Source organism: Herbaspirillum sp. ST 5-3, assembly GCF_004804275.1.
In the GTDB taxonomy this organism is placed as follows: Bacteria; Pseudomonadota; Gammaproteobacteria; order Burkholderiales; family Burkholderiaceae_D; genus Noviherbaspirillum.
Window position 1 is genome coordinate 162700 of record NZ_STGI01000008.1, and the last position, 12390, is coordinate 175089.

A 12390-nucleotide genomic window follows, 5' to 3' on the forward strand; every position below is an offset into this window, starting at 1 on the left:
GTTCAGGTGATCTCGCCGATATGCCGCTCAAGGATGCGCAGCACGCCGCCCTGCGCCATGTTCGCGACATTGATCCGCATGCGCGTGGAGGGCAGCTGGCTCGGTGAGAACAGGCTGCCGGGCGCCAGCAGGTAGCCTTCCTGCAATGCCTTTTCGGCCAGCACATTGGTGTCGCAGCCGGCATCCGCCCAGACGAACATTCCCGCCGGCGCCATGATGTCGACCTTCACGCCGATGCGCTCCATTTGCTTGATGGTCTTGTCGCGCACTGCGTCGAGCTTGCCGCGCAGGCGGTCGACGTGCTTGCGATAGTGGCCCTCGGACAGGATCTTGTACACGATGCGCTCGCCCAGGTCGGAGGTGGTCAGCGTCGTGAGCATCTTGCGGTCGGACAGGCGCTTGGCCATTTCCTCGGAGGTGGCGATGAAGCCGACGCGCAAATTGGCTGCGAGCGTCTTGGAAAAACCGCCAAGGTAGATCACGCGGTTCAACTGATCGAGTGCCGCGATGCGGGTTGCGGGCTGGACCGCGCTGCCGGGGTGCAGATCGCAGTAGATATCGTCTTCCACGATGGTGACGTCGTGCTGCTCGGCGATCTTCAGGATCTGGAAGGCTTTTGCCGCCGACAACGAGGTTGATGTCGGGTTGTGCAGCACCGAGTTGATCACATACAGCTTCGGCTTGTGCGCCGCCACCAGTTCGGCCAGCTTCGCGATATCGGGCCCGTCCGGCAGGCGCGGTACGCCGACCACCTTGGCGCCCAGCGTCGCGAACGAGCCGAACATCAGGAACCATGCCGGATCATCCACCAGGATGGTGTCGCACGGCTGGGTGAAGTGGCGCGCAATCAGGTCCAGCCCCTGCGTGATGCCGGAGGTCGTGACAATCTGATCCGGCATCGCAGCGATTTCCAGCTCGGCCAGCTTCAGCTGCAATTGCTGGCGCAGCGGCAGGAAGCCTTGCGGATTGCCATACTGCAGCAGCAGGTTCTGGTGTTGCCGGCTGATCGCGCGCAGCCCGTTGGCGATCAGCTCGCCATCCAGCCAGTCGCTCGGCAGCAGGCCGGAGCCCGGCATCTTCTCGGGAGGATGTTGGCGAAACATGTTGCGCACCAGCCAGACCACGTCCAGTTGTTGCGGCAGCGCGTCGATCGCGCGTGGACTGCTGCCCGTCACGGCCATCGGCGAGCGCTCCCGCACATAAAAGCCCGAACCCCGCCGCGACTCCAGATAGCCCTTCGCTACCAGGCGGTCATAGGCCTCGACCACCGTAAAGCGCGACACGCGGTGGGTCTCCGCGAATTGCCGGATCGAGGGCATGCGCGCGCCGCTGCGCAACAGTTTGTCATCGATGCGCGACTCGACGGAGCGCACGATCTGATCGACCAGCGATTCCCCCGCCTGGCGCGACAGCACTTGCGGCGCAGCGAGACTGAGTTCGGCGGGAGCTTTACGAGAGCGGGCTGTATTGGTCATTTTGCCGTGACAGTGATCAAATTTATTTGATTAACTGTACTGGTACTGTATCGGTGATGTCGATTAGGATAGTTCAACCACAAACAAACTGCAACCTCGACCATGACACATCAACTTCCCGACCGGAACGCGCTTGAAGCCGCCGCGCAAATCATCTATCGCGCGATGCCGCCCACGCCGCAATATGCCTGGCCGCTGCTGCGCGAAGCGCTTGGCACCGAGGTCTGGGTCAAGCATGAAAACCACACGCCGACCGGCGCCTTCAAGGTGCGCGGCGGGCTGGTGTACATGCACGAACTTGCCAGGCGCGCTCCGCAGGTCAAGGGCGTGATTTCCGCCACGCGCGGCAACCATGGTCAGTCGGTCGGCTTTGCGGTACGCCGCCAGGGACTGCAAGCGACGATTGTCGTTCCGCATGGGAACAGCAAGGAAAAGAATGCCGCCATGCGCGCGCTCGGCGTGAACCTGGTCGAACACGGCAAGGAGTTCCAGGAGAGTCGCGAGCATGCGGCGCGGCTCGCCGACGAGCAGCAACTGCACATGATTCCCTCATTCCACCATGACCTCGTGAGCGGCGTCGCAAGCTACTGGATGGAATTCCTGAGCGCGCAACCGGAGCTCGACACGATCTTCGTGCCGATCGGTCAGGGCTCCGGCATTTGCGCTGCTATTGCCGCCCGCAACGCATTGGGGCTCGGCACCCGGATCATCGGCGTGGTGTCGGCGCATGCGCTTGCCTACAAGCTGTCCTTCGATCAGAAGCGCAAGATCGAATCGCCGGTGACTGCGGTGATCGCCGACGGCATGGCCTGTCGTGTGCCGGACGAAGAGTCGCTCGCCATCATCATGAAGTACGCTGACGACGTCGTAGCCGTCACCGACGATGAAGTGGCCGCGGCCATGCGGCTGTACTACATCGCCACGCACAATGTCGCCGAAGGCGCCGGCGCCGCGCCGCTGGCCGCCGCCATGCAGATGAAGGATCGCCTGCGCGGCCGCAAGATCGGCGTGCCGCTATGCGGCGGCAATGTCGACCATGATCAGTTCGCACGGATCCTCGCTGCGGATTCCCTTTCCTGAGATGGAGATCGATGCATGAGTGCAGTCATCAGGCAGGAAAGCCGCGGCATGTGGCTCGGCACCATCGGCGTCGCGATTTTCAGTCTCACCCTGCCGTTCACCCGGATGGCGGTGGCGGAACTGAATCCCGTGCTGGTGGCACTCGGCCGCGCGGTCGTGGCTGCAATCGGTTCGGGCTTGCTGCTCTGGTGGCTGGGTGCGCCGCGTCCGACGCGCAGCCAACTGCGTGCGCTTGCCGTCATCTCGCTGGGCGTGGTGGTCGGCTTCCCCGTGCTTTCGTCGATTGCGATGCGTTACGTGCCAGCTTCGCATGGCGCGATCGTGATTGGCGTCTTGCCTCTGGCAACCGCCTTGTTCGGCGCATTGCGCTTCGGTGAGAGGCCATCCGTCGGATTCTGGATTGCAGCGATCGCGGGCAGCGTCCTCGTGATTGCCTTTGCATTGTGGCAAGGCGGGGGCACATTGCATGCCGCCGATTTCGCCCTGTTCGGCGCGGTGGTCGCGGCAGCGATGGGATATGCCGAAGGCGGCCGCCTGTCGCAAACCATGGGCGGACAGCAGGTGATTTCCTGGGCATTGCTGCTTTCCATGCCGATTCTGTTGCCGGTCACGGTCTGGCTCGGCTGGCGCTACGGCATCGATGCATCGCCGAAAGCCTGGCTAGGATTCGGTTATGTTTCCCTATTTTCGATGTTTATTGGGTTCTTCTTTTGGTATAAAGGTTTGGCGCTGGGCGGGATTGCGCGGGTCGGGCAGGTGCAATTGCTGCAACCTTTCCTGACGCTGATTGGCGCGGCACTCATTCTCGGCGAGAAGATGGATGCAAATACCGTCTTGTTCGCCATTGCCGTCGTTGCAGTCGTCGCCGTTGGACGCCGCATGACGATCAAGAGGTAAAATCATCCTCTTTTTACGCCTGTAACCGGCGCCAGCCACATTTATTCCTGGAGTGCATCTTGTCAGTCTACGAAAAACTCAAAGCCCTCAACATCGATCTGCCGGCTGTCGCTTCACCTGCGGCTGCCTATGTGATGTATGTGCAAACCGGCAACACGGTATTCATTTCCGGTCATATCGCAAAGAAAGACGGCAAGCCCTGGGTCGGCCAGCTCGGCAAGAACATGGGCACAGACGAAGGCAAGCAGGCCGCGCGGGCTGTCGCCGTCGATCTGATCGCCACCTTGCAGGCAGCCTGCGGCGGCGACCTCAATCGCGTCAAGCGCATCGTCAAGGTCATGAGCCTGGTGAATTCGACGGCTGATTTCACCGAGCAGCATCTGGTCACCAACGGCGCGTCCGAGCTGTTCGGCGAAGTATTCGGCGAGCAGGGCAGGCATGCGCGTTCCGCCTTCGGCGTCGCGCAGATTCCGCTCGGCGCGTGCGTCGAAATCGAGCTGATCGCAGAAGTCGCCTGAACCGCAACAACCACATCGCCCCTTTATTGACCGGCCCGCTCCATGGAAACCTATCATCCGCCCTCAGTCGTCTCGCTCGACCACATCCTTCCCGAAGAACCCTTGCTGATGATGGGCGCCGGACCGGTGCCCATTCCGCACAAGGTCGCCTACGCCAATTCGATCGTCATCAATCATCTCGGCGAGACGATGAACAAGGTAATCGAGCAGGTGAAGGAAATGGGTCGTTACGTTTTCCAGACCGCATCGACACATGTGCTCGGCGTCGCCGGCCCCGGCTCGGCGGCCATGGAAATGGCGATCTGCAATCTGGTCGCGCCGGGCAGCAAGGTGCTGGCTGTCTGCAACGGCTATTTCAGCCGCCGCATGGCCGAGATGGCAACACGCGTCGGCGCGGAAGTCACCGTCGTGACCGTGCCTGACAATGAAGCCGCCCAGCCGGACATCATCGAGCAACACCTGAAGCAGGGCGATTACCAGACACTCACGATCGTGCAGGGCGAGACCTCCAACACCGTCTTCAACCGCCATCTGGAAGCCATTGCGCGCCTCGCCAACTCGTACGGCTGCATGGTGATCGTCGATGCGGTGTGCACCCTGAGCACCATGCCGCTCGAGATGGACCGCTGGAAGGTGGACGCCGTGATCACCGGCGGGCAGAAGGGCCTGTCATCGATCCCCGGCGTTTCCCTGCTCGCGTTTTCGGAAAATGCATGGAAGCGCATTGAGGCGCGCGAGAAGCCGATTACGCACTGGTGCCTCGATGCGCTGCTGGCCGACAAATTCTGGAATCAGAAGTCCTATCACTACACCGCGCCGGTATCCGGCATCCTCGCGCTGCACGAGGCGCTGCGCCTGGTTTGCGATGAAACGCTGACGCGCCGTTTCCGCCGTCACGAACTCTGTTCCAAGGCCCTGCAGCGCGGCATCGAAGCCATGGGCCTGAAACTGCTTGTGCCGGAACCCGTGCGCCTGAATTCAGTCGTCGGCATCACTATTCCCGACGGCGTGTCGGCGGACGCGGTCAGAACCCATATGTCGCGCGTGCATCGCGTGGAAATTTCCGGCTCCTTCGGATTGAACATCGTGCGCATCGGACAAATGGGCGAACAGAGCCGCGCGCACAATCTGTTCAGGACGCTGCACGCGCTGGGATCGAGCATGCAATATGCGGGCGCGGTGCTCGACCTGCCGTCGGGCATTGCCGAACTCGAGAAAGGCCTTTCGGAAAAATTTTTCGTACGAGGCGCGGACGCACAAATCTAGAACCCGTGATCGCGGGACGCCGTTACAATCCGGTATTTTTACGGCATGTATCCGATGCCGTTTTTCGGCAGGTCGCCACAAGCGAACCTGAAAACAAGGCCAATGTGATGTGTACCACCATTCGCAATGCACCGCACATGCCGCCATCAACAAAGTGAGACAAGCAATGAAAATGGAAAATCCGACACCCATCCAGTGGCAATTCTCCGAGCGCGCACAACAACTGCAAAGCTCGGCCATCCGCGAAATCCTGAAGGTTACCGTGCGGCCGGAAATCATCTCCTTCGCGGGTGGATTGCCGTCCCCGGCGACTTTTCCGGTAGAGCGCATGCGCGCGGCATTCGACACGGTATTGTCGAAAGAGGGCAAGGTCGCACTGCAGTACGGCCCGACCGACGGCTATGCTCCATTGCGTGAATGGATTGCCAATTCACTGTCGGTGAATGGTGCAAAGATCGTCCCGGAACAGGTGTTGATGGTGTCGGGTTCGCAGCAAGGCCTCGATCTGCTGGCCAAGGTGCTGGTCGATGAGGGCAGCAAGCTGCTGGTCGAGACGCCGAGCTATCTGGGCGCGCTGCAGGCATTCTCCTTGTATCGTCCTCAATTTGTCTCGGTGGCGACTGATGATCACGGGCTCTTGCCGGACCAGGTGGCGAGCGTCGGGCAGGGCGCGCGCCTGTTGTATGCATTGCCGAATTTCCAGAACCCGACCGGCCGCACGCTCTCGGTCGATCGCCGACTTGCGCTCGTCGAAACCTGCGCGCGGCTCGGCCTGCCCTTGATCGAGGACGATCCCTACGGCGCGCTCTGCTATCGCGGCGAACCGCTGCCGAAGATGCTGACGATGAATCCCGATGGCGTGATCTACATGGGCTCCTTCTCCAAGGTGCTGACCCCCGGCATCCGCCTCGGCTATGTGGTGGCGCCGGTGCCCTTGATCCGCAAGCTGGAGCAGGCCAAGCAGGCGGCCGACCTGCACACTGCACAGTTGACGCAGATGGTGGTGCACGAAGTCGTGAAGGATGGTTTCCTCACCGACCACATTCCCACGATACGCAAGTTGTATTCGGATCAGTGCGACGCCATGCTGGCTGCGCTGACGGAGTTCTTCCCCTCGTCGGTGACATGGACCAAGCCGGAAGGCGGCATGTTCATCTGGGTCACGCTGCCCAAGCACATCGACAGCATGAAACTGCTGGATGAAGCGATTGCAGAGCATGTCGCGTTCGTTCCCGGTGCACCCTTCTACGCCAACGCGCCGCAGGCCAACACGCTGCGACTGAGCTTCGTCACCCCGCCTGAAAAAATTCGCGAAGGCGTGGCACGGCTTGGCAAATTGATTGCCGCGAAAATGTAAATTCGCGATCGATCGTCGCTACCGTTCGTTGAATCTCGCCGCAGTGAAGTAATTGCTGCGGCGTTCGCTGCACCTTCCTCGTTGACTTCCTTCTTTCCGTACAACTTTGTTTAGGCGGGAATACAACACCGGCTATTCTCGGCCGAGCCCCGGCCCTGCTTCAATTGCGGCTCTTTCTTCCCTTGTAGTAACATTCAAGTGACTTGCTTCCCGCACAAGTGCGCAACTGTGCACCGAGTTGCTTTGCGACTGTGAGTTGTGCATCCTTCCCGTCTCTCGACGGGGTACGTCGCAAGCCGTCAAGAAACAAGTCCGAATATGAATATCTCAGGCACAAACTCAAGTGAAACGCTTGTCGGAACCGCAAGCGACGACCAGCTTTTCGGCTACGACGGGAATGACTCGCTATATGGAATAAACGGCAACGATACGCTGAACGGCGGTGGCGGAAACGATGTCTTGTATGGCAGTTTTGGTAACGACTATCTGTACGACGACTCTGGTATCAACACATTGTATGGCGATGCAGGTGATGACAGGCTTGTGCTTGCCGGCACTGCGAGCGGCGCACTCAACGGTGGTGACGGAAACGACGAGCTCTACGGAGCGGGCGGCGATGACCTGCTGCAAGGAGGAAGTGGCGACGACTACCTGCAGGCAGGGGCCGGCAACGATACACTTGATGGCGGAACCGGCAACGATCTGCTCGCCGGTGGCTCCGGGAATGACACTTACCTCATTCGTGACCTGCACGCAGGTATTTACGACAGCGCGGGCACGGACAGTGGCGTTGTCTATGTGGATTTCTACAAGACCAATCCGGATGTAGAGAACTGGTCATGGGCATCGGGTGTGCAGCGTCTGCCATACTGGATCGACGCTTTGCTGCCTGGAGATGCTCCATGGTTCCAGCCACTGCTGGAGGGCAGCAAGACAATTTACTACGCCTTTCCGACATCGGCACCATCACAATTTTCGGCGGAAGACAAGAATGGGTTCACGCCGTTCAACGAGCAGCAAAAGGCATTTGCTAAACAGGCGCTGGCTTACATATCGAGCGTAATCGATCTGCATTTTGTCGAAACGACCGATGCGAGCGCGTTGAATACCATCGTTTTTGCAAATAACATCCAGAGCACTTCGGTCGGTTACGCGTACTATCCTTACGATGATTCGGCAGGCAGCGACGTCCTGCTGGATAACACGACGCCAGGGAATCTGGCGCCACAGGACGGTCAGTACTCCGCTTTAACCTTGATTCACGAGATTGGGCATGCCCTCGGCCTCAAGCACACCTTCTCCCATGTTTCGGCAGATGGTTCGTACGGTGAAGGTCCGTTTCTACCATCAGCGGAGGAAAGCACGCAGTGGTCTGTGATGAGCTATACCGATCGACCACAGGAATATCACCTGCATTATTCTTCCTTCGATATCGCCGCGCTTCAGTATCTGTACGGTCCGAGCACTGCCATTACAACAAACAATGTATTCACCCTGCGGACCGCCAGCGCCAATTTCTTTTGGGACGGCGGCGGCAGCGATACCATTGACGGTACGGCCATTGCTCAGCCCATTACGTTGTACCTTGAACCAGGCTATTGGGGCTATATCGGTTCGAAGGCCTCATTGATTTCATCCGCTGGCCAGATCACAGTGAATTTTGGTACTGTGATCGAAGATGCAAAGGGTGGAAGTGGAAACGACATCATCATCGGAAATTCGATTGGTAACCATCTCTGGGGTTCAGGTGGAAATGACAGTATTACAGGCGCAAGTGGTGATGATGTCATTGACGGTGGGACTGGTGCCGACGCCGCAGTTTACAACGGACTGCGAAGCAATTTCACTGTGGTCAGAACTGCTGCCGGATATGAAGTTATTGACCGGGCAGGCACCGAAGGAAGCGATTCCTTGCTTGGTGTCGAAACGGTTCAGTTTTCCAACATGTCTCTCGTCTTGGCAAGCGATTCCAGCGTCGGTCAGACTTTCACCGGATCTTTGTTGAACGACACAATTTTTGGCAGTGCGGGAGATGACAGCATATCGGGAAATTCGGGCAATGACCGTCTGATTGGACAAGGCGGAAATGACATCATGGATGGGGGGAGTGGCGTAGACTCCGCCACCTTCTCTGGCGCGCGAAGCAACTATGCGGTCAGCAAGAATGCTGGCGGGATCATAATTGGTGCCAATAGCGGCACACAGGAAACGGCGACACTGAGCAATATCGAGCGGATTATTTTCAGTGACACTGCAATGGCGTTCGATATCGATGGCAATGCTGGGAAGGCATACCGGCTCTACCAAGCGGCGTTTGACCGCGCGCCGGATCTGCCTGGCATCGGTTTCTGGATGAATGCGTTGGACGTTGGCGCCACCTTGCAGGGCGTAGCGAACGATTTCTACAGCTCGGCGGAATTCAAATCCTTGTATGGGCCTTCACCAACAAACGCCGACTTGCTTACCCACTACTATCAGAACGTACTCCACCGCGCGCCCGATGCGGGCGGGTATGCATGGTGGCTGGACAAGCTGGACCACCAGGAGGCGACACCGATTCAAGTGCTTGTCGACTTCAGCGAGAGCGCTGAAAACGTCGCACAGGTGATCGGCGTGATCCAGAACGGCATCGAATACACACCCTACGCCTGAACGGCAATACCGGCGACGCGCCGTTCAGCGCATCGCCGAGGCGTACTCCCTTATTTCACCGCCGCCAGCGCAGCCGGCTTGATCTTCGACTCCAGCGCCTTGCCCTTGCGGGCGCGCTTGCCGATATGATTTCCGAGCGATGAAGCGGACAGTGTGACTTCCTGTGCCTTGCCGCCACGGCCGATGCCGGACACGATCACGCCTTTCTGGCTGATCGCTTGTGCGGCGAGCAGCTTTTCATTTTTCTCCAGTTCCATCAGGATCACGCCGCGTCCGCCGCCGGACAGGGTCTTGATTTCATCAAGGCCGAAGACCAGCAGGCGCCCCTTCTCGGACAGGCAGGCAATGGCGCTGGCATCGGCGGCGACGATGCGCGGCGTCACCGGCTCATCGCCTTCATCCAGCGTCATGAATGCCTTGCCGGCCTTGACGCGGCTGACCATGTCGCCCGCCTTTGCAGTAAAGCCATAACCGGCAGTCGATGCGAGCATCAGCAGCGTATCCGACGGACCGGCGAAGTAATGCAGCAAACGCGTGCCGCTGGCCAGTTCGATCAGGCTCGTGAGCGGCACGCCATCGCCGCGCGCGCCCGGCAGGACAGAGACGGCGACAGAGTAGACGCGGCCGTTGGAACCGAACGCGAGCAGGTTATCCACCGTGCGGCATTCGAAGGTGCTGTAAAGGCTGTCGCCAGCCTTGAAAGTGAACTGTGCGGGGTCGTGGCCATGGCCGGTGCGTGCGCGCACCCAGCCGTTCTTCGAGACGACGACGGTGACCGGTTCGTCCTGCACCTTCTGCTCGAACACGGCGCGCTCGGCTTCCTCGATCAGCGTGCGGCGTGCGTCGCCGAACTGCTTTGCATCCGCTTCGATTTCCTTGATGACGAGACGCTTCATGGAAGACGGATTGTCGAGGAGATCATGCAAGCCGGTCTTCTCGTTGCGCAATTCGGCCAGTTCCTGCTGGATCTTGATCGCTTCAAGGCGCGCCAACTGACGTAGCCGGATTTCGAGGATGTCTTCCGCCTGCCGGTCGGACAGGTTGAATGCCTTCATCAGCGCGGGCTTCGGCTCATCCGATTCGCGGATGATCTTGATGACCTTGTCGATGTTCAGCAGGACAGCTTCGCGACCTTCGAGGATATGAATGCGGTCGTCGACCTTCTGCAGGCGGAATTGCGTCCTGCGGGTCATCGTGGCAAAGCGGAACTCGATCCACTCGCGCAGGATATGGCCCAGTCCCTTTTGACGCGGCCGGCCGTCGCCGCCGATCATCACCAGGTTGATCGAGGTGCCGGTCTCCAGCGAGGTATGGGCCAGCAGAATGTTCATGAATTCGGTCTGGTCCTGGTTCTTCGACTTGGGTTCGAATACCAGGCGCACCGGCGCATCTTTGCCCGATTCATCGCGCACGGTGTCGAGCACCGACAGGATCATCTGCTTCATCGTCAGTTGATCCGGCAGCAGCGACTTCTTGCCCAGCTTGACCTTCGGATTGGTCAACTCCTCGATTTCTTCCAGCACTTTTTGCGCAGAGGTGCCTGGCGGGAGTTCGGTGACCACCGCCTGCCACTGGCCGCGCGCAAGGTCTTCGATCTTCCAGCGAGCGCGCACCTTCAAGGTGCCTCGGCCATTCTCGTACATTTCCGCAATCGCGGAGGTCGGCGTAATGATTTGCCCGCCGCCGGGGAAATCAGGACCTGGAATGATTTCCATCAGCTCCGCATGCGTGATCTTCGGATTGCGGATCATCGCGACCGCAGCCTTGGCGACTTCAGTCAGGTTATGCGACGGGATTTCCGTGGCAAGACCCACTGCAATGCCCGATGCGCCGTTCAGCAGCACGAAGGGCAGGCGCGCCGGCAGCAGCTTCGGCTCCTCGGTCGATCCGTCGTAGTTCGGCTGGAAATCCACGGTGCCCATGTCGATTTCATCGAGCAGCAAGCGGGAAATCGGCGTCAGGCGCGCTTCCGTATAACGCATTGCCGCCGCACCGTCGCCGTCGCGCGAGCCGAAATTGCCTTGGCCGTCGATCAACGGATAACGTAGCGAGAAATCCTGTGCCATGCGCACCAGCGCGTCGTACACCGACTGGTCACCATGCGGATGCAATTTGCCCAGCACATCGCCGACCACTGCCGCGGACTTGCGCGGCTTGGCGGTCGAATTCAGGCCGAGCTCGTTCATCGCGTACAGGATGCGGCGCTGCACCGGTTTCTGGCCGTCGCATACATCGGGCAGGGCGCGGCCCTTGACCACCGAGATCGCGTAGTCGAGATAGGCGCGCTCGGCAAAGGTGGCAAGAGTCAGCGCTTCGCCGTCTCCGGACGGCATGTCTTCAAACAGGTTGGCTTGTTCAGTCATTGCGGTTGTGCGAATTATTCGAGTGTGGGCGCCGGCATGTTCCGGCGTCCGGGAATCGTCATGTGGATACGGCGGGTGGTCGTCGCATTGTCGGTGAGCGCGGCGATGGCAAGCGCCTGCGCCGCGGGCCGGTATAGCTGATAAAACTGTTTCACGATCTGCACGTAGCTGCGGGTTTCAGGGTACGGAGGAATCGCATTGTTGTACTTCTGCACCGCGCCTTCGCCCGCGTTATACGATGCGATCACCAGTTCCGGCCGGGACGGAAACAGCTTGTGCAAGTCGCGCAGGTAGCGTGCGCCGAGACGGATGTTGGTCTTCGGATCGGTCAGTTTCTGCTCAAGCGTTTTCTTTTTGTCGCCCTGCAGGCCATAGCGTTCCGCCGTCGCGGGCAGGATCTGCATCAGGCCAACGGCGCCCTTCGCCGACACGGCGTGCGTGTCGAAGCCGGACTCGGCAGCCATTACCGCCTTCAGCAGCGCGGAATCGATTTCGAATTCCTGGGCCGCCGCATTGAGCAGCGTCTCGTACTTTTGCAGATTCGGATGCCGCGACAGATATCCAAACAGCGGTGTTTGTTGCGAAGGCACAGCGGATGGCGCAAGTTGCGAGGAATCGAAAGAAGCGTTGCCGCGCAGGAAGAGCCGATAGCGCTCATCGATCTTCTCGGTCGAAAAATGCCCCGTGCCATTCGCGTCGATATAGCCATAGATATCGGCGTGCGCGAATGCGGACGCGATACCCAGACATAGCGCGGCGATGGCCTTTTTCAGTCGCATCGG

Annotated in this window: 9 protein-coding genes; 6 read left to right on the plus strand and 3 right to left on the minus strand. The window is 59.7% G+C overall.

Translation table 11 applies throughout. From position 1 onward, the window contains the following. Positions 1–2 precede the first annotated feature (2 nt). Positions 3–1475 (minus strand): PLP-dependent aminotransferase family protein, encoded by a 1473-nt coding sequence (locus tag E6W33_RS16720; RefSeq protein ID WP_136418447.1) that lies wholly within the window; start codon positions 1473–1475, stop codon positions 3–5. A gap of 102 nt (positions 1476–1577) precedes the next feature. Here E6W33_RS16720 and E6W33_RS16725 point away from each other — a divergent pair, with 102 nt between their 5' ends. The 6 genes from E6W33_RS16725 to E6W33_RS16750 all read left to right on the plus strand — a co-directional run bounded on the left by E6W33_RS16725 (position 1578) and on the right by E6W33_RS16750 (position 9245). Further along, on the plus strand, positions 1578–2555 hold the full coding sequence (locus tag E6W33_RS16725) for a threonine dehydratase (RefSeq protein WP_136418448.1): 978 nt from the start codon (positions 1578–1580) through the stop codon (positions 2553–2555). Between the two features lie 15 nt (positions 2556–2570). Next, positions 2571–3452 (plus strand): DMT family transporter, encoded by an 882-nt coding sequence (locus tag E6W33_RS16730; protein WP_247869673.1) that lies wholly within the window; start codon positions 2571–2573, stop codon positions 3450–3452. 59 nt (positions 3453–3511) lie between these two features. Then, a complete protein-coding gene (locus tag E6W33_RS16735; RefSeq protein WP_136418449.1) occupies positions 3512–3970 on the plus strand; it encodes a RidA family protein in 459 nt (152 codons plus the stop codon). A 42-nt stretch (positions 3971–4012) separates the two neighbouring features. Further along, positions 4013–5236, plus strand: coding sequence for an aminotransferase class V-fold PLP-dependent enzyme (locus E6W33_RS16740; protein WP_136418450.1), 1224 nt, complete (start codon positions 4013–4015; stop codon positions 5234–5236). Between the two features lie 166 nt (positions 5237–5402). Beyond that, entirely contained in the window at positions 5403–6593 is a 1191-nt protein-coding gene (locus E6W33_RS16745; RefSeq protein WP_136418451.1) for a PLP-dependent aminotransferase family protein, read from the plus strand. A gap of 318 nt (positions 6594–6911) precedes the next feature. Beyond that, positions 6912–9245, plus strand: coding sequence for a DUF4214 domain-containing protein (locus E6W33_RS16750; RefSeq protein ID WP_136418452.1), 2334 nt, complete (start codon positions 6912–6914; stop codon positions 9243–9245). A gap of 50 nt (positions 9246–9295) precedes the next feature. Here the strand turns inward: E6W33_RS16750 and parC are convergent, their stop codons facing one another. Together parC and E6W33_RS16760 are read right to left on the minus strand one after the other, a co-directional pair. Then, the gene (parC, locus tag E6W33_RS16755; RefSeq protein WP_136418453.1) at positions 9296–11608 is read right to left on the minus strand and encodes a DNA topoisomerase IV subunit A; all 2313 of its coding nucleotides are present in this window, start codon (positions 11606–11608) and stop codon (positions 9296–9298) included. 14 nt (positions 11609–11622) lie between these two features. Continuing rightward, the gene (locus E6W33_RS16760; RefSeq protein ID WP_136418454.1) at positions 11623–12387 is read right to left on the minus strand and encodes a transglycosylase SLT domain-containing protein; all 765 of its coding nucleotides are present in this window, start codon (positions 12385–12387) and stop codon (positions 11623–11625) included. Positions 12388–12390: the final 3 nt, after the last annotated feature.